Annotated in this window: 18 protein-coding genes and 1 pseudogene; 7 read left to right on the forward strand and 12 right to left on the reverse strand. The window is 65.8% G+C overall.

Features of this window, described 5'->3' with window-relative positions; genetic code table 11:
- The first annotated feature begins 24 nt into the window (after positions 1-24).
- Positions 25-543, forward strand: coding sequence for a dihydrofolate reductase (locus MF6396_RS14630; RefSeq protein ID WP_078480709.1), 519 nt, complete (start codon positions 25-27; stop codon positions 541-543).
- A gap of 68 nt (positions 544-611) precedes the next feature.
- Here MF6396_RS14630 and MF6396_RS14635 read toward each other — a convergent pair whose 3' ends face one another.
- The 3 genes from MF6396_RS14635 to MF6396_RS14645 all read right to left on the reverse strand — a co-directional run bounded on the left by MF6396_RS14635 (position 612) and on the right by MF6396_RS14645 (position 5802).
- Positions 612-2003 (reverse strand): L-cystine transporter, encoded by a 1392-nt coding sequence (locus tag MF6396_RS14635; RefSeq protein WP_058541775.1) that lies wholly within the window; start codon positions 2001-2003, stop codon positions 612-614.
- Between the two features lie 333 nt (positions 2004-2336).
- Positions 2337-4178 carry a dihydroxy-acid dehydratase gene (gene ilvD, locus MF6396_RS14640; RefSeq protein WP_058541776.1) on the reverse strand — a complete coding sequence of 614 codons (1842 nt, stop codon included), beginning with the start codon at positions 4176-4178 and terminating at the stop codon, positions 2337-2339.
- Between the two features lie 259 nt (positions 4179-4437).
- Positions 4438-5802 (reverse strand): APC family permease, encoded by a 1365-nt coding sequence (locus MF6396_RS14645; RefSeq protein WP_043860002.1) that lies wholly within the window; start codon positions 5800-5802, stop codon positions 4438-4440.
- Between the two features lie 235 nt (positions 5803-6037).
- On the opposite strand from MF6396_RS14645, the gene MF6396_RS14650 reads away from it, so the two are divergent.
- Positions 6038-7711 (forward strand): DUF4153 domain-containing protein, encoded by a 1674-nt coding sequence (locus MF6396_RS14650; protein WP_078480711.1) that lies wholly within the window; start codon positions 6038-6040, stop codon positions 7709-7711.
- Positions 7712-7804: 93 nt separating this feature from the next.
- Here the strand turns inward: MF6396_RS14650 and MF6396_RS14655 are convergent, their stop codons facing one another.
- Together MF6396_RS14655 and MF6396_RS14660 are read right to left on the reverse strand one after the other, a co-directional pair.
- A complete protein-coding gene (locus tag MF6396_RS14655) occupies positions 7805-9001 on the reverse strand; it encodes a class I SAM-dependent rRNA methyltransferase (protein WP_043860000.1) in 1197 nt (398 codons plus the stop codon).
- A gap of 76 nt (positions 9002-9077) precedes the next feature.
- Positions 9078-9617 (reverse strand): type 1 glutamine amidotransferase domain-containing protein, encoded by a 540-nt coding sequence (locus MF6396_RS14660; protein WP_043859999.1) that lies wholly within the window; start codon positions 9615-9617, stop codon positions 9078-9080.
- Positions 9618-9754: 137 nt separating this feature from the next.
- Between MF6396_RS14660 and MF6396_RS14665 the strand changes: the two genes are divergently transcribed.
- Positions 9755-10621, forward strand: coding sequence for an HDOD domain-containing protein (locus tag MF6396_RS14665; protein WP_043859998.1), 867 nt, complete (start codon positions 9755-9757; stop codon positions 10619-10621).
- A gap of 3 nt (positions 10622-10624) precedes the next feature.
- Positions 10625-11437, forward strand: coding sequence for a bifunctional DNA-formamidopyrimidine glycosylase/DNA-(apurinic or apyrimidinic site) lyase (gene mutM / locus MF6396_RS14670; protein ID WP_078480712.1), 813 nt, complete (start codon positions 10625-10627; stop codon positions 11435-11437).
- A 9-nt stretch (positions 11438-11446) separates the two neighbouring features.
- Here mutM and MF6396_RS14675 read toward each other — a convergent pair whose 3' ends face one another.
- From MF6396_RS14675 to MF6396_RS14685, 3 genes are all read right to left on the reverse strand, one after another.
- On the reverse strand, positions 11447-11698 hold the full coding sequence (locus MF6396_RS14675; protein WP_011531711.1) for a YfhL family 4Fe-4S dicluster ferredoxin: 252 nt from the start codon (positions 11696-11698) through the stop codon (positions 11447-11449).
- 109 nt (positions 11699-11807) lie between these two features.
- On the reverse strand, positions 11808-12287 hold the full coding sequence (coaD, locus tag MF6396_RS14680; RefSeq protein WP_043859996.1) for a pantetheine-phosphate adenylyltransferase: 480 nt from the start codon (positions 12285-12287) through the stop codon (positions 11808-11810).
- 239 nt (positions 12288-12526) lie between these two features.
- Positions 12527-13954: a coniferyl aldehyde dehydrogenase gene (locus tag MF6396_RS14685; RefSeq protein ID WP_102063805.1), complete on the reverse strand. Its 1428-nt coding sequence runs from the start codon at positions 13952-13954 to the stop codon at positions 12527-12529.
- 88 nt (positions 13955-14042) lie between these two features.
- Between MF6396_RS14685 and MF6396_RS14690 the strand changes: the two genes are divergently transcribed.
- Both MF6396_RS14690 and MF6396_RS14695 read left to right on the forward strand, forming a co-directional pair.
- Positions 14043-14708, forward strand: coding sequence for a TetR/AcrR family transcriptional regulator (locus tag MF6396_RS14690; protein WP_043859994.1), 666 nt, complete (start codon positions 14043-14045; stop codon positions 14706-14708).
- 36 nt (positions 14709-14744) lie between these two features.
- Complete coding sequence (locus tag MF6396_RS14695; protein ID WP_054915562.1) at positions 14745-15599, forward strand: sulfurtransferase; 855 nt, start codon at positions 14745-14747, stop codon at positions 15597-15599.
- Here MF6396_RS14695 and MF6396_RS14700 read toward each other — a convergent pair whose 3' ends face one another.
- From MF6396_RS14700 to MF6396_RS14715, 4 genes are all read right to left on the reverse strand, one after another.
- Positions 15600-16595 carry a hydrolase gene (locus MF6396_RS14700; RefSeq protein WP_078480715.1) on the reverse strand — a complete coding sequence of 332 codons (996 nt, stop codon included), beginning with the start codon at positions 16593-16595 and terminating at the stop codon, positions 15600-15602.
- A 304-nt stretch (positions 16596-16899) separates the two neighbouring features.
- A complete protein-coding gene (gene rsmD / locus MF6396_RS14705) occupies positions 16900-17496 on the reverse strand; it encodes a 16S rRNA (guanine(966)-N(2))-methyltransferase RsmD (RefSeq protein WP_043859992.1) in 597 nt (198 codons plus the stop codon).
- Positions 17496-18974, reverse strand: a complete 1479-nt coding sequence (locus MF6396_RS14710) for a M16 family metallopeptidase (protein WP_078480717.1) — start codon at positions 18972-18974, stop codon at positions 17496-17498. The genes rsmD and MF6396_RS14710 overlap by 1 nt, the downstream gene beginning before the upstream one ends.
- A complete protein-coding gene (locus MF6396_RS14715) occupies positions 18967-20322 on the reverse strand; it encodes a M16 family metallopeptidase (protein WP_078480719.1) in 1356 nt (451 codons plus the stop codon). Before MF6396_RS14715 ends, MF6396_RS14710 begins: the two co-directional genes overlap by 8 nt.
- A 229-nt stretch (positions 20323-20551) precedes the next feature.
- On the opposite strand from MF6396_RS14715, the pseudogene MF6396_RS14720 reads away from it, so the two are divergent.
- A pseudogene (locus MF6396_RS14720) lies at positions 20552-20838 on the forward strand (signal recognition particle-docking protein FtsY); the annotation flags it as partial.

The raw sequence follows: 20838 nt of genomic DNA on the forward strand, positions 1-20838 counted from the left end.
GCGGGCTTTGCTATCCTCGCGGGCATGAAAACATCACTGCCTCTCAGCCTGATCGCGGCCCTCGCCGAGAACCGCGTCATCGGCATCGACAACAGCATGCCCTGGCATTTGCCGGGGGATTTCAAGTATTTCAAGGCCACCACGTTGGGCAAGCCGATCATCATGGGTCGCAAGACCTGGGATTCGCTGGGGCGCCCCTTGCCGGGGCGTCTGAACCTGGTGGTCAGCCGTCAGCCGGGCCTGGTGCTGGAGGGCGCCGAGGTGTTCGGTTCGCTGGATGAGGCCATCGTGCGGGCCGAGCAGTGGGCGCTGGAGCACGGTGTGAGCGAGCTGATGCTGATCGGCGGTGCGCAGCTGTACGGGCAGGCGCTGGAACGCGGGCTGGCGGATCGGCTGTACCTGACGCGGGTCGAGCTCAGCCCGGTGGGGGATGCGTGGTTCCCCGAGGTGGATGCGCAGCAGTGGGCGATGAAATCGACCCAGGCCAATGCGGCTGAAGGGGACAAGCCGGCTTATCACTTCGAGGTGTGGGAGCGGCGTTGATGCATTCGCCGGCAAGGCCGGCTCCTACACGATTGCTGTAGGAGCCGGCCTTGCTGGCGAAGGGGTCTTCAGCTATGCGTCAACTGCGCATGCTCATCGGCCTCCAGCAGCACCTTGTCGGTCTGCCCCATGGCCTGGCTGGTCAGGGTACCGGCCACCATCGCACCACTCACGTTCAGTGCCGTGCGGCCCATGTCGATCAGCGGCTCGACCGAGATCAGCAGCGCCACCAGCTCCACCGGCAGGCCCATCGCCGGCAGCACGATCAGCGCGGCGAAGGTCGCACCGCCGCCCACCCCGGCCACCCCGGCCGAACTCAGGGTCACGATGGCCACCAGCGTGGCGATCCACAGCGGGTCGAGCGGGTCGATGCCCACCGCCGGGGCCACCATCACCGCCAGCATCGCCGGGTACAGGCCTGCGCAACCGTTCTGGCCGATGGTCGCGCCGAACGAGGCGGCAAAGCTGGCAATCGCCTGAGGGATGCCCAGGCGACGGGTCTGCGCCTCGATGCTCAGCGGAATGCTCGCCGCACTGGAGCGGCTGGTGAAGGCAAAGGTCAGCACCGGCCATACCTTGCGGAAAAACCGCAGCGGGTTGACCCCGCCCAGGCCCAGCAGCACACCGTGCACCACGAACATCAGGCCCAGGCCGATGTACGACACCACCACGAAACTGCCCAGCTTGAGAATGTCGTCCAGGTTGGAGCTGGCCACCACCTTGGTCATCAGCGCCAGCACGCCATACGGGGTGAGCTTCATCACCAGGCGTACCAGGCGCATCACCCAGGCCTGCAGGGTGTCGATGGCCACCAGCGCACGGTTGCCCTTGTCGGCGTCGTCCTTGAGCAGTTGCAAGGCGGCCACACCGAGGAACGCGGCGAAGATCACCACGCTGATGATCGAGGTCGGCTTGGCCCGGGCCAGGTCGCCCACCGGGTTGGTGGGGATGAACGACAGCAGCAGTTGCGGGATGTTGAGGTCGGCGACCTTGCCCGCGTAGTCACTCTGGATGGTCTGCATGCGCGCGGTTTCCTGCACGCCGGCCACCAGGCCTTCGGCGCTGAGGCCGAACAGGTTGGTCAGGCCGATGCCGATCAACGCGGCGATGGCCGTGGTGAACAGCAGGGTGCCGATGGTCAGGAAACTGATCTTGCCCAGCGACGAGGCGTTGTGCAGGCGTGCCACGGCGCTGAGGATCGAGACGAAGATCAACGGCATGACGATCATCTGCAGCAGGCCCACATAGCCGTTGCCGACCAGGTCGAGCCAACTGATGGTGCTTTTCAGGACCGGGCTGCCGGCACCGTAGATGGCATGCAGGGCACTGCCGAACAGCACGCCGACGATCAGGCCGACCAGCACTTTCTTGGCCAGGCTCCAGGAGGTCTTGCTGGTTTGCGCCAGGCCCAGCAGCAAGGCTGCGAACACCAGCAGGTTGAGAAACAGCGGCAGGTTCATTGAAGCTCCAGACAAAGGGCGGGGCGTCGCGTCTGTGCGCGATTGCGAACAGAAATGCTAACAGCCTGAAAAACAACGAAATTAGATCTAAATGGAATTTAGATAGATGGTTTTGGAATAACCATATTCCTCGGCAAGCAAAGACGGACGAAAACAGATGCGGGGCTGGGGTGTAAGGGGCAGATGTTGCCGCCCTCTGTACCGGCCTCTTCGCCGGCAACGCCGGCTCCTACGGGGCCACGGCGTCTGTAGGAGCCGGCGTTGCCGGCGAACACCGCACCGCAGGCAAAAAAAACCGGCGCCTGGGCGCCGGTTCTTTATTGTCGCCAGACCTTACAGCCCGTCCAGCATGGCCTTGTTGCGCACCGCGCCTTTGTCGGCACTGGTGGCGAGCAGGGCGTAGGCCTTGAGCGCGGTGGTCACCTTGCGTGGACGCTGCTCGACCGGCTTCCAGCCCTTCTTGTCCTGCTCGACACGCCGCGCCGCCAGCTCTTCATCGCTGACCAGCAGGTTGATCGAACGGTTGGGAATGTCGATCAGCACCTTGTCGCCGTCGCGCACCAGGCCAATCGCGCCGCCTGCTGCCGCTTCCGGCGAAGCATGGCCGATGGACAGGCCCGAGGTGCCGCCCGAGAAGCGCCCATCGGTCAGCAGCGCACAGGCTTTGCCCAGGCCCTTGGACTTCAGGTAAGAGGTCGGGTACAGCATCTCCTGCATGCCCGGGCCGCCTTTTGGCCCCTCGTAGCGGATGATCACGATGTCGCCGGCCTGCACTTCGTCGGCCAGAATGCCGCGTACCGCGCTGTCCTGGCTTTCGAAGATCTTGGCGTTGCCTTCGAACACGTGGATCGACTCGTCGACGCCTGCGGTCTTCACCACGCAGCCATCCAGCGCGATGTTGCCGTACAGCACGGCCAGGCCGCCTTCCTTGGAGTAGGCGTGCTCGAAGCTGCGGATGCAGCCGTTCTCGCGGTCGTCATCCAGGGTTTCCCAACGGGTCGACTGGCTGAACGCGGTCTGGGTCGGGATGCCGGCCGGGCCGGCCTTGAAGAAGTGGTGCACCGCTTCGTCGTCGGTCTGGGTGATGTCCCACTTGGCGATGGCTTCTTCCATGCTGCGGCTGTGCACGGTCGGCAGGTCGGTGTGCAGCAGGCCGCCACGGGCCAGCGAACCGAGGATGCTGAAGATGCCGCCGGCGCGGTGGACGTCTTCCATGTGGTACTTCTGGATGTTCGGCGCCACCTTGCACAGCTGCGGCACGCTGCGCGACAACCGGTCGATGTCGCGCAGGTCGAAGTCGATCTCGGCTTCCTGGGCGGCGGCCAGCAGGTGCAGGATGGTGTTGGTCGAGCCGCCCATGGCGATGTCGAGCATCATGGCGTTCTCGAACGCCTTGAAGTTGGCGATGTTGCGCGGCAGTACCGACTCGTCGTTGTCGCCGTAGTAGCGCTGGCACAGTTCGACGATGGTGCGGCCGGCCTTGAGGAACAGCTCTTCGCGGTCGCTGTGGGTGGCCAGGGTCGAACCGTTGCCCGGCAGGGCCAGGCCCAGGGCTTCGGTCAGGCAGTTCATGGAGTTGGCGGTGAACATGCCGGAGCACGAACCGCAGGTAGGGCAGGCACTGCGCTCGTATTCGGCGACCTTTTCGTCACTGGCCGAGCTGTCGGCGGCGATCACCATGGCGTCGACCAGGTCCAGGCCGTGGCTGGCCAGCTTGGTCTTGCCGGCTTCCATCGGGCCGCCGGACACGAAGATCACCGGGATGTTCAGGCGCAGGGCGGCCATCAGCATGCCGGGGGTGATCTTGTCGCAGTTGGAGATGCACACGATGGCGTCGGCGCAGTGGGCGTTGACCATGTACTCGACCGAGTCGGCGATGATCTCGCGACTGGGCAGCGAGTACAGCATGCCGTCGTGGCCCATGGCGATGCCGTCATCCACGGCGATGGTGTTGAATTCCTTGGCCACGCCACCGGCGCGCTCGATCTCGCGGGCCACTAGCTGGCCCAGGTCCTTCAGGTGCACGTGGCCCGGGACGAACTGGGTGAAGGAGTTGGCGATGGCGATGATCGGCTTCTTGAAGTCGGCATCTTTCATGCCGGTGGCGCGCCACAGGGCGCGTGCGCCGGCCATGTTGCGACCGTGGGTGGACGTTTTCGAGCGGTAATCAGGCATGAAGCACTCCTGGCGGCTAATCAGGTAACAAAAAGGGGAGTGAGCTTCTCTTGTCCTTTGCACCGAAGGCAGGTGGCCGCTGGTACGGATGAGGCCGAAAACACCACGGGATCGCCGAGGGCTCGACCAGAGCTCATAAACCCGCCGGGGATGACTGGCGATGAATAGGCCGATTCTACACCGCTGGCGGCGGGAAGGAATGGCGCATTGGGCGGTTGGGCGTTTTCGCTGCGCGCGGGCCGCCCAACCGCCATGGCGTTCAGCCGGCCTCGGAGAAGTGCACCAGCTTCACGCGCTTGCGAAAGCCGCCGGTCAGCACGCCCAGGTACACCAGGCCGAGGGTGAACCAGGTCATGCCGATGGTCAGGGTCAGTGCCGACAGGCTGGTCCACAGCCACAGTGTGAGGCTCATGCCCACCAGCGGCACCACGCCGTAACGCAGCAGCCCCGAGAGGTTGCGGTGGCAGGCTTGATCGACCAGGTGCGTGCGCACCACCGCCAGGTTCACCGCCGAGAACGCCACCAGCGCGCCAAAGCTGATCAGCGAGGCCAGGGTGGTCAGGTCGATCACCAGTGCCAGCAGGGAGAACACCGATACCACCAGGGTGGCGAACACCGGGGTGCCGAAGCGTGGCGAAAGGCGCCCGAACCAGCGCCGTGGCAGCACCTGGTCGCGGCCCATGGTGTACAGGATGCGCGACACCGCAGCCTGTGAGGCCAGTGCCGAACCCAGGCTGCCGGCCACGAAGGCCGCGGTGAAGAAGTTGGCGAGGAACTGCCCGCCGGCCTTGAACATCACTTCATTGGCTGCCGCATCGACGTTGGCGAAGTGGCTGCCCGGCAGTACCAGCTGGCTGATGTAGGCCAGCACGGTGAACAGCAGCCCGGCGCCCAGGGTGGTGAGCAGGATGGCGCGCGGCACATCGCGTTGCGGGTCGCGGGTTTCCTCGGCAAGGGTCGATACCGCGTCGAAGCCCAGGAAGGACAGGCACAGTACCGCTGCCCCGGTCATCAGGTGGCTGAACCCGGGCCGGGTGCCGTCACCGAGCAGGGGCGACAGCAGGTCGATGGGCGCGCCGTGCAGGCTCTTGATCGACAGTGCGGCGAACACGCCGATGAAGATGATCTGCGCGCCCACGATCAGGTTGCTGGCCTTGGCCACCGAATGGATGCCGATCACGTTGAGCACGGTCACCAGGGCGATGGCGGCGACGATGATGCCCCACACCGGCAGGGCCGGGAAGGCGATGTTGAGGAACAGCCCGATCAGCAGGTAGTTGATCATCGGGATGAACAGGTAGTCGAGCAGCAGCGACCAACCGGCCAGAAAGCCGATGTTGGGGCCGAACGCCAGGTGGGTATAGGAGTAGGCCGAGCCCGCCACCGGGAAGCGTTTGACCATGAAGCTGTAGGACGTCGCGGTGAACAGCATGGCCAGCAGGGTCACCAGGTAGGCGCCTGCGGTGCGGCCACCGGTGAGTTCGGTGACGATGCCGTAGGTGGTGAAGATGGTCAGCGGCACCATGTACACCAGGCCGAAGAACACCAGGGCGGGCAGCCCCAGCACGCGGCGCAGTCGAGCGGTATCTGAAGTGCCAGGATGAGAGCGGTCGATAGAGGACATGGGTCGAACCTGCATTGTTTTTATTTTGATTGAGTCGATTTTTATCTGCTTATGTCGCCTGGATCAATGAAAAATTTGCCCTTATGGATTATTGGCCTGGATTTTTATCGATATATGTGCATGGCTGCATGGGGCCTGTGCGGCGCTGCAATGAAGTCGACGTGCTCTAGCCGTGCGGGGTCGCCTGGCCCTAGACTGCGCGCCTTGTGCATCACCCCTCGCAAAAGGACTTGGAATGCCCGTGCTCAACCGCTCCGTGCTGTATTACCTCGCCATCGCCCTGGTACAGGGGGCGCTGCTGCTCACCTTCATCCATTACCGCAACCCTGTGCTCGCGGTGTTCTGCGCCACGCTGGCCCTGGTGGGCGGCATCAATCTGCAACTGCTGGGCGGCGCGGTGCGCCAGCGCGGCACCTGGCTGCTGGTGGCCGGCCTGGCGTTGCTGATGGCCAGCGTGTCAGCCTGGCTGTATGCGCAATCGGCCGACGGCTGGCTATGGATGCGCTGGATGCCGGCCTCGCTGGTGCTGGCCTATATCGGCGCGGCGTTCATCCTCAGTTGGCCGACCCGCGACGGCAATCGCCTGCGCTATCAGGACCTGTACCAGCACGCCTGGAACAATGCCTTCATCGTGCTGCTGGCGCTGCTGGTGACCCTGGCGTTCTGGATGCTGCTGTGGCTGTGCGGGCGGCTGTTCACGATTCTGGGCGCGCCGGTGCTCAGCGATATCTTCGCCTCGCTCGAATTCATCTGCGTGTGCCTGCCGATCTTCTTCTCGCTGGGCATCCGCATGGGGCGCCAGAACGACAAGGCCATCGGCCTGCTGCGCAATGTGCTGCTCACCGTGTGCCGCTACCTGCTGCCGCTGTGTTCGCTGATTGCGGTGGTGTTCACTCTGGCGCTGGCGGTAACCGGGGTCGCGCCGATCTTCAACACCGGTTACTCCACCAGCATCCTGCTGTGCCTGGTGGGCAGTACGCTGTTTCTGCTCAACGGCGTGTTCCAGGACGGCGAGCACGATGCCGGTTATGCCAGGCCCCTGAAGCTGCTGGTGAACGCCAGCCTTGTGTGCCTGCCGCTGCTGATGGCGCTGGCGTGCTACTCGAGCTGGCTGCGCATCGACCAGTACGGCCTGACCCCGCAGCGCTTTCTGGCGATGCTGCTGATCGGCATCGCGCTGGTGCACAGCCTGGCCGCGCTGTGGGCCATTCGGCCGCGCCAGGCGGTGTGGCTGGGCAGCTTGCGGCGCAGCAACCCGTTGATCGCGCTGCTGAGTTTCGTGGTGCTGATGCTGGTGTTCACGCCGGTGCTCAACCCGTTGACCTACAGCGCCGCCAACCAGATGGAGCGGCTGTTGAGCGGGCGCACCTCGGCGGATGCGTTCGATGCGCGCGCATTGCGCTACCGGCTCGGCAAGCCGGGGATCGAGCAGTTCGAGCGGTTGTCGCGCCTGGTCAAGGAGGGGCAGATCCTGGATGCGCCAAGCCGCGAGCTGCTGGCCGATCGACTGCTGGAGGCCGAACCGGTGAGCATGTCGCCGCGTGAGTACGGACCCAAGCTGGAATGGATCGGGCCTGCGCCGGAGGACAGTGCGCAGATGCTCAACCTGACCCTGATCGAGAGCCAATGCGGCAGTTCGGGGTGTGCTGCCTGGCAGGTGGACCTGGATGACGATGGGGTCAACGAAGTGCTGGTGGTGCCCAAGCACGAGTACTCGACGTCGGCGTTCGTATATGCGCGTCACGAGGGCTTCTGGCGTGATTATGCGCGGGTGGACGGGATCGGCACGGGGCGCGCACTGATCGAGCAGATTCGGGCGGGCGCGCTCAAGCTGGCGAAACCGCGCTACAAGACCCTGGTGATCGACGGGCGAGAACTGGGAATGATGCCTTACCCGCAGCGCGATTGAGTGCACCTGCCTGCAGGAGCCGGCCTTGCCGGCGAAAGGCCGTTACAGGCAAAAAAAATCCCGGCACCTAGCCGGGATTTTCATTCAGCGCGATCAGCTGTTGGGCAGCAGCCGGCAGGTGATGCTCTTGATGTAGCGCGTTTCCGGGATCGCCGGGTGCACCGGGTGGTCCGGGCCCTGGCCGCCGCGTTCGAGCAGCTGCATGTTGCGGTCCAGGTGGCGGGCGCTGGTCAGCAGGATGTTCTGCAGGTCGTCTTCGGGTAGGTGCATCGAGCACGAGGCGCTGACCAGAATGCCGTCCTTGCTCAGCAGGCGCATGGCCTGCTCGTTCAGGCGGCGGTAGGCGCCTTCGCCGTTCTTCAGGTCCTTCTTGCGCTTGATGAACGCGGGCGGGTCGGCCACGATCACGTCGAAACGCTCTTCAGCGGCCTTGAGCTCGCGCAGCGCCTCGAACACATCGCCTTCCACGCAGGTGACCTTCTCGGCAATGCCGTTGAGCGCCGCATTGCGCTCCACGCCATCCAGGGCAAAGCCCGAGGCATCCACACAGAACACTTCGCTGGCGCCGAACGCACCGGCCTGCACGCCCCAGCCACCGATGTAGCTGAACAGGTCGAGCACGCGCTTGCCTTTGACGTAGGGTGCCAGGCGTGCGCGGTTCATGCGGTGGTCGTAGAACCAGCCGGTCTTCTGGCCTTCCATCACCGGCGCTTCGAATTTCACGCCGTTCTCTTCCAGCGCCACCCACTCCGGCACCAGGCCGAACACGGTTTCGACGTAGCGGTTCAGGCCTTCGGCATCACGCGCCGCCGAGTCGTTCTTGAACAGGATGCCGGTGGGTTTGAGCACCTGCACCAGGGCGGCGATCACGTCGTCCTTGTGCTGTTCCATGGTGGCCGAGGCCAGCTGTACCACCAGGATGTCGCCGAAACGGTCGACCACAAGGCCCGGCAGCAGGTCCGAGTCGCCGTACACCAGGCGGTAGAACGGCTTGTCGAACAGGCGCTCGCGCAGCGACAGGGCCACGTTGATGCGGTGCACCAGCAGCGACTTGTCCAGGGCCAGCTTGGCGTCGCGCGACAGCAGGCGCGCGCAGATCAGGTTGTTGGGGCTCATGGCGACGATGCCCAGCGGCTTGCCGCCGGCACCTTCGAGCACCGCCTGGTCGCCGGCCTTGAAGCCATGCAGCGGGGTCGCGGCGACGTCGATTTCGTTGCTGTACACCCACAGATGGCCGGCGCGCAGGCGGCGGTCGGCGTTGGCTTTGAGGCGAAGGCTGGGCAGGGACATGACGTCGCTCCGGAAAAAAGAGCGGGAGTATAGCGCGTCGGCCGGGCACGCGGCTCGGCCGGCGACAAATAGCCGATCAGGCGCCCAAAGCGCGCAGCAGCTGGGTGTTGAAGGCGGGAATATCGTCGGGCTGGCGGCTGCTGATCAGGTTGCGGTCGATGACCACGGCCTGATCCTGCCACTGCCCGCCGGCATTGGTGATGTCGTCGCGCACGGTCTTGTAGCTGGTCATCTTGCGGCCCTTGACCAACTGGCTCGACACCAGCAGCCAGGCGCCATGGCAGATCACCGCCAGGGGCTTGCCGCTGGCGTCGTGGGCCTTGACCAGCTTCTGGGCGCCGGGGTCGATGCGTATGGTGTCGGAGTTCTGCACGCCGCCGGGCAGCACGATGGCGTCGTAGACCGCGACGTCGGCCTTGTCGAAGGTGTTGTCCACAGTGAAGTCGTCGGCGGGTTTGTCATGGTTCCAGCCCTTGACCGTGCCCGGTTTGGCCGAGAGGATGTCGACGCGCACGCCGCTTTGCTCGAGGGCCTGCTTGGGCCCGGTGAGTTCTACCTGCTCGAAGCCGTCGGTGACCAGCATGGCCACGCGCTTGCCGTTCAGTTGGGTCGTCATCTGCGTGCTCCTGTTGAGTTGAACCTGTAGTAAGCAGGCAGCCCTGGGGCAGGCAAAGTTCCTTCTGAATCCATCAACGGGTGTTTCCCGGCCCGCCTGCAGGGTTAGAATCGCCCTTCAGCCCCGAGTGTGTATCTATGTCCCAGGAACTTACCGCCGAACAGATCCAGCAAGCCCTGCAGGGCATCAGCGTACCGCCCCAGCCGCAGATCATGGTCGACCTGCAGTTCGAGCAGTACATGCCCGACCCGGACCTGGAGACCATCGCCAAGCTGATCTCCCAGGACCCGGGCCTTTCCGGCGCACTGCTCAAGCTGGTCAATTCGCCGTACTACGGGCTGACCAACAAGATCGCCTCGATCCAGCGCGCGGTGAACCTGCTGGGCAGCCGCTCGATCATCAACCTGATCAACGCGCAGTCGATCAAGGGCGAGATGAGCGACGACACCATCGTCACCCTCAACCGCTTCTGGGATACCGCCCAGGACGTGGCCATGACCTGCCTGACCCTGGCCAAGCGCATCGGCTCGCAGGCGGTGGACGAAGCCTATGCCCTGGGGCTGTTCCACGATTGCGGCGTGCCGCTGATGCACAAGCGCTTCCCCGACTACATGCATACCCTGGAGCAGGCCTACGCCGAGGCCGGCCCCGACAAGCGCGTGGTCGACACCGAGAACCGCACGTTCAACACCAACCACGCCGTGGTCGGCTACTACACGGCCAAGTCGTGGCGCCTGCCCGAGCACGTGAGTGCCGCCATCGCCAACCACCACAATGCCCTGGCGGTGTTCAGCGACGACTCGGCGCGCAACACCCAGCTCAAGAACCTGCTGGCCATTCTGAAGATGGCCGAGCACATCTGCAGCTCGTACCGGGTGCTGGGCAACCAGAGCGTGGACCACGAATGGAACACCGTCGGGCACCTGGTGCTCGACTACGTGGGCCTGTCGGAGTACGACTTCGAGAACCTCAAGCAGACCATCCGCGAAATGGGTGCGCACTGACCCATGCCCGAGCTACCTGAAGTCGAGACCACCCGCCGCGGCATTGCGCCGTACCTTGAAGGGCAGCGTGTCAGCCGTGTGGTGGTGCGTGAACGGCGCCTGCGCTGGCCGATACCCGAAGACCTCGACGTACGCCTGTCGGGGCAGCGCTTCGTGTCGGTGGAACGGCGTGCCAAGTACCTGCTGCTCAACGCCGAGGTGGGCACGCTGATCAGCCACCTGGGCATGTCGGGCAACCTGCGGCTGGTGGAGATCGGCCTGCCGGCGGCCAAGCACGAGCATGTGGACATCGAGCTGGAGTCGGGGCTGGCGCTGCGCTACACCGACCCGCGCCGGTTTGGCGCGATGCTCTGGGCCCCCGACCCGTTGCAGCACGAGCTGCTGCTGCGCCTGGGCCCGGAGCCGCTGACCGACCTGTTCGATGGCGAGCGGCTGTTCCAGCTGTCGCGCGGGCGCTCGATGGCGGTCAAGCCGTTCATCATGGACAACGCGGTGGTGGTGGGGGTGGGCAACATCTATGCGACCGAGGCGCTGTTCGCGGCGGGCATCGACCCGCGGCGCCCGGCCGGGGGCAGTTCGCGGGCGCGCTACCTGCGCCTGGCCATCGAGATCAAGCGCATCCTGGCCGCCGCCATCGAGCGTGGCGGCACCACCCTGCGCGACTTCATCGGCGGCGACGGCCAGCCGGGCTACTTCCAGCAGGAACTGTTCGTGTACGGGCGCGGGGAAGAACCGTGCAAGGTGTGCGGCACGGTGCTGCGCAACGTGACCCTGGGCCAGCGCGCCAGCGTGTTCTGCCCGCGCTGCCAGACCTAGCGGCCTGTATCAGGCCTTGCCGGTGATCCTGCGGTACTTGGCCATCAGCTCGTCTTCGGTTTCCGGGTGCGCTTCATCCAGCGGGATGCAGTCGACCGGGCAGACCTGCTGGCACTGCGGTTCGTCGTAATGGCCAACGCACTGGGTGCACAGGTTGGGGTCGATCACGTAGATCTCTTCGCCCTGGGAGATGGCGGCGTTCGGGCACTCGGGTTCGCAGACGTCGCAATTGATGCAATCGTCGGTGATGATCAGGGACATGGGGACTCCGGCCGGGGCGTCAGGCCCGGGCATATGAAAACCAATGGGCACAATTGTGCCGCATTAACGCCCGCAGTGCACGCGGGCGCGGTTTTCGATGCGGGCGCGGCTACTTCTTGAAGCGCTCGGTGAGGGCGTCAGCCACTACCGGGTGCACGAACTTGGTGATATCGCCGCCCAGCGCCGCGATTTCGCGCACCAGGGTCGAGGATATGAACGAATAGCGCTCGGACGGCGTCAGGAACAGGCTTTCGACGTCGGGCGCCAGTTGCCGGTTCATGTTCGCCAGCTGGAACTCGTACTCGAAGTCCGAAACCGCGCGCAGGCCGCGCAGGAATACATTGGCCTGCTGCTCCTTGGCGAAATGCGCCAGCAGCGTGGAGAAGCCGATGACCTGCACGTTGGGCAGGTGCTTGGTGACCTCACGCGCCAGCTCTACCCGTTGTTCCAGGGGGAACAGCGGGTTCTTCTTGGGGCTGGCGGCGACCGCGATGATCACCTCGTCGAACAGCCGGGAGGCCCGCTCGACCAGATCGCCATGGCCTTTGGTAATAGGGTCGAATGTACCTGGGTACAACACTCGGTTCATCGCGTCGTCCTGGCAGGAGTGCGTTTGGGAGTCGGATGGTATCGCAGCAGCTGCGGTCGGCCAAGTCGCCATCGCCGGCTCAAGGCACTATAGACAGGCGTGATAATGCTTGTCACCCGCTGCAGGCCGAGTGTCTGGTGCCTTGAAAGTATCGACCCCATCGCGGGTCAGGCCCGCTCCCCCAGGCTATGCATCTCTTTGTGGGAGCGGGCCTGACCCGCGATGGAGTCGCTGCAACGTCAGCGAATGAACAGACGATAGACCCACCGCTGCAGCGCCTTCCCATACGGCGGATAGATCAGCCGCGCCGCATTCACCCGCGACTTGGCGAACACCGCCCGGGCATGACTGAAGGTCTTGAAGCCCTCGTGCCCATGGTAGTTGCCCATCCCCGACGGCCCGACCCCGCCAAACGGCAGGTCGTCCTGGGCCACGTGCAGCAGGGTGTCGTTCAGGCACACGCCGCCGGAATGGGTCTGCTCCAGCACCCGCCGCTGCTCGGCACGGTCGTGGCCGAAGTAGTACAGCGCCAGCGGGCGCGGGCGCTGGTTCACATAGGCCAGCGCCTCGGCCAGGCTGTCATAGGGCACCACCGGCAGCAGCGGGCCGAAGATCTCGTCCTGCATCAACTGCATGCTGTCATCGACCTGCAGCAGCACCTGCGGCGGCAGGCGCCGACCTTCGCGGGCTTCGCCGGGGTACAGGTCGAGCACGCTGGCGCCCTTGTCGCGGGCATCGCGCAAATAGCCTTCCAGGCGCGCCAGGTGGCGCACATTGATGATCGCGCTGTAGTCCGGGTTGTTTCGCACCTGTGGATAAAACCGCAGCACTGCCTCGCGATAGGCCTGCACGAAGCCCTCCAGGCGCTCGCGCGGGACCAGCGCGTAGTCCGGGGCAACGCAGGTCTGCCCGGCGTTGAGGGTCTTGCCGAAGGCGATGCGCTCGGCAGCCTGGGCCAGCGGTACACTGGCCGACACGATGGCTGGCGACTTGCCGCCCAGCTCCAGGGTCACCGGGGTCAGGTTGGTGGCTGCCGCCGCCATCACCTGGCGGCCGATGCTGGTGGCGCCGGTGAACAGCAGGTGATCGAACGGCAGGCGCGAGAAGGCCTCGCCCACGCCAGCATCGCCCAGCACCACGCTGACCAGGTCGTCGGGAAACACTTCGCCCAGCAGGCGCTGAAGCAGCGCCGCGGTGGCCGGGGTGGCTTCGCTGAGCTTGAGCATCACCCGGTTGCCCGCTGCCAGCGCCGCGGTGAGCGGGCCGATGGCCAGAAACAGCGGGTAGTTCCATGGCACGATGATGCCCACCACGCCCAGCGGCTGGTACAGCACCCGCGCGCTGGCCGGCTGGAACGCCAGGCCCACCGTGCGCCGCACCGGCTTCATCCAGCCCTTGAGGTGGCGCTCGGCGTGGCGAATGCCCTGCACGCTGGGCATCAGTTCGGCCAGCAGGGTCTCGTCGGCGCTGCGCCCGGCAAAGTCGCGGTCGATCGCCGCGACCAGGGCCGACTGGTTCGCCAGCAGCAGCCGGCGCAGGCTGGCAAGCCACTGCAGGCGCTGCGCCGCCGGCGCCATGGGCAGCCCGGCAAAGGCCCGGCGCTGCTGTTCGAACAGGGTCTGGAGGGGCATGCGGGCTCCGTGGCAGGGCAAGTGTGCCTGGAGCATATACGCCGGTTGTGCAGGTGGTACATCCCGTGGCGGATACGCCGTAAGATAAGCCTATTCCTTCAAGCTCATGCCTTTGGAGCTGACCATGGCACCGCGCATCAAGACCCGCGAGCTCATCGTGCAGAACAGCCTCGAGCTGTTCAACCAGCAGGGTGAACGCAGTGTCAGCACCAACCACATTGCTGCGCACATGGAAATCTCGCCTGGCAACCTCTATTACCACTTCGCCAACAAGCAGGCGATCATCGCCGTGCTGTTCACCCAGTACGAGGCGCTGGTGGAAGGCTTTCTGCGCCCGCCCCAGGGGCGCGCCGCCACCGTCGAGGACAAGCGCTTCTACCTCGAGGCGCTGCTGTCGGCGATGTGGAACTACCGCTTCCTGCACCGCGACCTCGAACACCTGCTCGGCCACGACCCGACCCTGGCTGCGCGCTACCGACGTTTTTCGCAGCGCTGCCTGCTGCAGGGCCAGGCCATCTACCGAGGTTTCGTCGAGGCCGACATCGTGGCCATGGACACCGTGCAGATCGAATCGCTGACCCTCAATGCCTGGATCGTGCTGACCTCCTGGGTGCGCTTTCTGTGCACCACCCGCGAGCACTCCGCGCACCTGAGCGAAGAGGCGATCAAGCGCGGCGTGTACCAGGTGCTGGTGCTGGAGCTCGGTTTCGTCACCGCCAGCGCGCGCCCTGCAGTGGATGCGCTGTGCAAGGAATTCTACGTGCCGCTGGACCAGGCACTGGAACAGTAGGCCGCCCACCCCCTTTGAATCGATATGGAGACCGACATGCCACTCGCGCAACTGATCGCACCCCAGCAACTGGCAGAGCGCCTGGGCGCTCCGAAGCTGGTGATTCTCGATTGTCGCTTTGCCCTGGAAGACGTCGACTATGGCCAGCGCAGCTATGCCGAAGGGCATATCGCCGGCGCGCACTTCGCCGACCTGGAGCGTGACCTGAGCGGGCCGGTGGTCAAGGGCGTGACCGGTCGCCACCCCTTGCCCGACCCGCAGCAACTGATCCAACGGCTGCGCAGCTGGGGCATCGACAACGACAGCGACGTGGTGCTCTACGACGATGGCCCCGGGGCCTTTGCCGCGCGGGCCTGGTGGTTGCTGGCATGGCTGGGCAAGCGCGACGGGGTGGCGATCCTCGATGGCGGGCTCAAGGCCTGGCACGCGGCCGGGTTGCCGCTGAGCCTGGATGCCTGTGACAAGCGTGAAGGCAACTTCAGCGGGCAGCCCGATGCGAGCCTGGTGCTGGACGCCGCCGAGTTGGCCAATGGCCTGGGCACGCCCGACCTGACCCTGCTCGACGCCCGTGCGCTGCCGCGTTTTCGCGGCGAGGTGGAGCCCATCGACCCGGTGGCCGGGCATATCCCCGGTGCGCATTGCGCGGCCTTCACCGACAACCTGGGGCCCGATGGTCGTTTTCTGTCGCCCCAGCAGCTCAAGCAGCGCTTTGCCGCCTTGCTCGGTACGCGCCAGCCGCAGGCGCTGGTGGCATATTGCGGCTCGGGGGTGACGGCCTGCCATAACCTGTTCGCCCTGGCCTTGGCCGGTTATCCGCTGGCGCGGCTGTACGCCGGTTCGTGGAGCGAGTGGATCACCGACCCGCAGCGTCCGGTGGCCAAGGGCGACTGATCAGGCCCCGCTGGCCAGCCACTGTGGAATGCGCCGCTCCAGGTAGTAGCCGGGCTGGCGCAGGCTGCCGTCGACAAAGCCCACGTGACCGCCATGACGGTGCAGCTCCAGGGTGGTCTGGCTGGCCAGTTCGGCGGCCCCTGGCAGGCTGTGGCTGAACACGAACGGATCGTCCTGGGCATGGATGATCAGCGTGGGCGTACGGTTTTCACCCAGGTAGTAGCGGCTCGACGAGCGCTGGTAGTAGTCGTGGGCGTCGCTGAAGCCGTTCAGCGGCGCGGTCACGCGGCCGTCGAAATCCCAGAAGGTGCGCAGGTTTTCCAGCGGGCCGAGGCGATCCAGGGTTGCCAGGCCCTCATGGTGACCGTGGTGCTGGAAGTGGCGCTGCTTGTCCTTCACGTAGCCCAGCATGGCGCGCATGAAGTGCGCCTGGTACACCCGTGAAAACCCCAGGCCGATGCGGTCGGCGCACTGGTCCAGGCGAAACGGCACCGACACCGCCACGGCCGCCTGCAACTGGCTGGCCGTACCCGCTTCCCCCAGGTGCTTGAGCAGCACGTTGCCACCCAGCGAATAACCCACCGCGTACAGCGGTGCCTGCGGGCGCTGGGTGCGCAGGTGGGCGATGACTTCGGCCAGGTCTTCGCTGGCGCCGGAGTGGTAGCTGCGCGGCAACAGGTTCGGCTCGCCCGAGCATCCGCGCCAGTTGACCGCCACGCTGGCCCAGCCCTGCGCCGCCAGGGCGCGCTGCAGGCCGATGACGTAATGGGAGGTCGACGAGCCGGTCAGGCCGTGCAGTACCACCACCAGTGGCGTGGTGGTGGCAAGCGGGCCGTGCCAGTCCAGGTCGAGGAAATCGCCGTCGGCCAGCCACAGGCGCTCGCGCCGATGCGCCAGCGGTGGCGACTTGCGCCAGCGCGGGCCCCAGAGCGTCTGCACATGGGGGTTGCGCAGGCCGGTGGCTGGCTTGAACGGGGGTGGGGTGGCGCTGGACATCGTCGAGGTCTCTTGAGCGGGCGGCAGACCCTGTGATCAGTGTATGTGCGCAAGCGCAGGTCTGCTGCCGCCAAAGCATATTCAGCAGGCGTCACTTCGGGCAAGGGCTGTCGGTTGGCGAGGCTGAGGTCGTGGAAGGGTGTGCTGGGCGAGTGCCGGGCTGCTGAGGGTCAGCAGCCCGGCGGTGGTGCAGGCGGCACGCACAAGCCGGTTGGTGATCGGTGCCGTGCCTGGGGAGCGCCGGAGCACGATCAGGCAAAGCACCTCAGGCGGCGGCCGCAGTTTGCTGGAGGCGGGGCGACGTTCAGCCGCGCTCCCACAAGGCATAGTGCACCTGACCGGCCTTCTTTTCCCGGTGCAGACGCCAGTTGCCCGGCAGTTGCAGGGTCGACGGCGCGGTTTCGCTTTCGGTGTAGATCCACGCGTGCTCGGCCAGCCAGTGGCGCTCTTCGAGCAGTGCACAGGTGGCCGGCAGCAGGTCCTGGTGGAAGGGCGGGTCGAGGAACACCACGTCGAACGGGGCCTTGGGTTCGCCTTGCAGGTAGCGCACCACGTCGGTCTGGATCACCTGCCCGGTGGGGCAGCGCAGCAGCTCCAGGTTGTCCTTGAGGTTCTCGATGGCGGCGCGGTTGCTGTCCAGCGCCACGGCCGAGGCCGCGCCGCGCGACAGCGCTTCGAGAAACAGCGCGCCGCTGCCGGCAAAGGCGTCCAGCACGCGGGCGCCCTCGATGTGCGCGGTCAGCCAGTTGAACAGGGTTTCGCGCACCCGGTCGGGGGTAGGGCGCAGGCCCGGTGCGTCAGGAAAGCTCAGGCGGCGGCTGCGCCACTCGCCGGCGATGATGCGCAACTGGCCCTGGCCGCCGTGGGCGGCGGCCTTGGATTTGGCGGATGGACTGGCCATTAATGCTCCGGTACGCCAAGCGGCTGCTCGGCGGGTTTGTCAGTGGGCGGTGGCAGCGGCTGTTGCGCCACCTTCGGCCCGGCGGTCACGATGACCATCTTGTCGGCGGCCAGGTGCTTGTTGAGGGCAGCACGCACCTGCTCTACGGTGAGGCTCTGGGACTTCTGCATGAAGTCCTCGAGGAAATTCAGCGGCAGGTCATAGAAGCCGATGGCTCCCAGTTGGCCGACGATGCTCGCATTGCTGGCGGTGGACAGCGGGAAGCTGCCGGCCAGTTCGCGCTTGGCATCGTCCAGCTCCTGCTGGGTGGGGCCGGTCTTGAGGTAGTTGCGCAGGATGTCCTGTACCAGCTTGAGCGTGCCTTCGCTGAGTTCGGCACGGGTCTGCAGGTTGATCATGAACGGGCCACGCACCTGCATCGGGCTGAACACCGAGTACACGCCGTAGGTCAGGCCGCGCTTTTCGCGCACTTCGCTCATCAGGCGGGTGCCGAAGGCGCCGCCGCCGAGGATCGAGTTGCCCAGCGACAGGGCCGCGTAGTCCGGGTCGGCGCGGTCGATGCCCAGCTGGGCCAGCATCAGGTGGGTCTGCTTGGACGGGAAGTCGATGTGGTTGACGCCCGGCTTGGGTTCGCTCGGTTGTGCCAGCTTGGGCAGCGCCGGGCCCTTGGGCAGCGCGGCGGAGACCTGCGCGGCAATCGCCTCGGCTTCCGTGCGGCTGAGGTCGCCGACCAGTGCGATCACCACGTTGCCGGCGGCATAGGCCTTGGCATGGAAAGCGCGCAGCTGGTCCAGGGTGATCGGCGGGATGCTCCTGGCGTCGCCATCGCTGGGGTGCCCGTAGGGATGCTTGCCGTAGAGCTTCTCGAACAGCTCGATGCTGGCCAGCTTGCCGGGGTTCTGCTTCTGGTACTCGAAGCCGGCGAGCATCTGGTTCTTGATGCGCTTGAGCGCGTCTTCAGGGAAGGTCGGCTTGCCCACCACTTCGGCGAACAGCTTCAGGGCCGGCTCGCGCTTGTCCTTGGCGCTCAGGCTGCGCAGCGAGGCCACCGCCATGTCGCGGTAGGCACCGTTGCCGAAATCCGCGCCCAGGCCTTCGAAGCCGGCGGCGATGGCGCCGACGTCCTTGCCCGCCACGCCTTCGTTGAGCATGGCGTTGGTCAGGGTGGCCAGGCCCGGCAGGTTACCGTCCTGGCTGCTGCCGGCGGCGAAGGTCAGGCGCAGGTCGAACATCGGCAGTTCGTGGGCTTCGACGAACAGCACCTTGGCGCCTTCGACGGTGTTCCAGGTCTTGATGTCGAGGTTGCGTCGGCTCGGTGCCTTGCCGTCCAGCTCGGCCAGCGATTGCAGGTTGGCGCCGGGCTTGGTGGCCGTGGTGTCGGCATGGGCGGGGCCGGCCAGGCACACGGCGCTCAGCAGCAACGCGCCGAATACGCCGCGGCCCTTCGGGGTGTGGCGTGGGGTGGTGTGCTCAGTCATGCGCCTGCTCCTCGGGCAATACATGCGCAACGCTCAGGCGTTCGCGGGTGAAATAGGTGCGGGCGGCACTCTGGATGTCGGCCGGGGTCACGCTCTTGAGCTCGTCGAGCTCCTTGTCGATGAGCTTCCACGACAGCCCGACGGTCTCCAGTTGGCCGATGGTGGTGGCCTGGCTGCTGATCGAGTCGCGGTCGTAGACCAGCCCGGCAATCACCTGGGCGCGCACGCGCTCCAGCTCTTCAGCGGTTGGCGGGGTAGTTTTCAGCTCGTCGAGCAGCTTCCAGACGCCGCTTTCGACCTCGGCCAGGGTCTTTTTCTTCTGCGTGTTGGGCACCGCGGAGAGCACGAACAGGCTGTCGCCACGGGTGAACGGGTTGTAACTGGCCGACGCGCCGGCCACCAGTTCCTGACCGCGTTCCAGGCGGGTGGCCATGCGCGCGCTGTAGCCGCCGTCGAGCAGGGCCGCGATCAGGCGCAGGGCGTGCACGCTGCGCGGGTCCTTGGCGGTGGCCAGGCCCGGCACGTTGAAGCCGTAGATCAGGCTCGGCAGTTGGGTGCGCACATGCACGGTGAGCTGGCGCAGGCCCGGCTCGGCCAGTTCCAGCGGCAGTTTGGCAGGGGGTGTGGCGCGCTTGGGGATGGCACCGAAGTAACGCTGGGCCAGGCCCTTGACCTCGTCGGCGGTGACGTCGCCGACCACCACCAGGGTGGCGTTGTTGGGCACGTACCAGGCTTCGTACCAGTGGCGCAGCTCTTCGACCTTCATGCGTTCGAGGTCGGCCATCCAGCCGATGGTCGGGGTGTGGTAGCCGCTGGCCGGGTGGGCCATGGCGCTGAACAGCTCCATGGCCTTGGAGTTGGGCTGATCGTCGACGCGCAGGCGGCGCTCTTCCTTGATGACCTCGATTTCGCGGCTGAACTCTTCGGGCGGCAGGCGCAGGCTGCCCATGCGATCGGCTTCCAGTTTCAGGGCCACGCCCAGGCGGTCGCGGGCCAGCACCTGGTAGTAGGCGGTGTAGTCGTCGCTGGTGAAGGCGTTCTCTTCGGCGCCCAGGTCACGCAGGATGCGTGAGGCTTCGCCAGGCCCCAGCTTGTTGCTGCCCTTGAACATCATGTGTTCCAGGGCATGGGACAAGCCGGTCTGACCCGGGGTCTCGTAGCTGGAGCCGACCTTGTACCAGACCTGCGATACCACCACCGGGGCGCGATGGTCTTCACGCACGATGACCTTGAGGCCGTTGTCGAGGGTGAATTCATGGGTGGGCTGGACGTCGGCGGCAACCGCCACCAGGGGCATGACAATTGTGCTGAGCAGCAGGCCGGCGGCGCGGCGGGCTAGAGCATTCATTGATGATTCAACCTGTAGGGCTGCCCGCATGGCCTTAGCGTCGGCGGGCTAGGAGGTGCTAGGATACTGATCCGGTTGCCTGACGACCATGCCTGTCGAGATCAAGCGTTGCAGGCGTCCCGACAAAATGTTGCGCATGAACCAGTCGGCTTGACCATAGTCTGTTCTGCGTTAGAAGAATTTTGAGGCGCCACACTGGCGCATCGCTACCCTGAGATAGCCGTCTTCCATGTTTGGTTCCAACGACGACAAAAAGACCCCGGCTGCGGCCGGTGAAAAGAAAGGCCTGTTCGGCTGGCTGCGCAAAAAGCCCCAGCAACCTGTTGTCGAACAGCCCGAAACCCCAGTGCCAGAGGCGCTGGAGCCTATCGCCCCGACTTTGCCTGAGCCGGTAGCCGTCGAGCCCGCCCCGGTCGCGAGCGCGCCCGTCGCCGTCGAGGATCACCCCAGCAGCCTGGTGCTGCCGGTGCCCGAAGAGCCGGTGGCGCTGGTGGCCGACCTCGAGCCCCACGTCCC

Origin of the sequence: Pseudomonas sp. MF6396 (assembly GCF_002018915.1) — a bacterium.
Lineage (GTDB): Bacteria > Pseudomonadota > Gammaproteobacteria > Pseudomonadales > Pseudomonadaceae > Aquipseudomonas > Aquipseudomonas palmensis.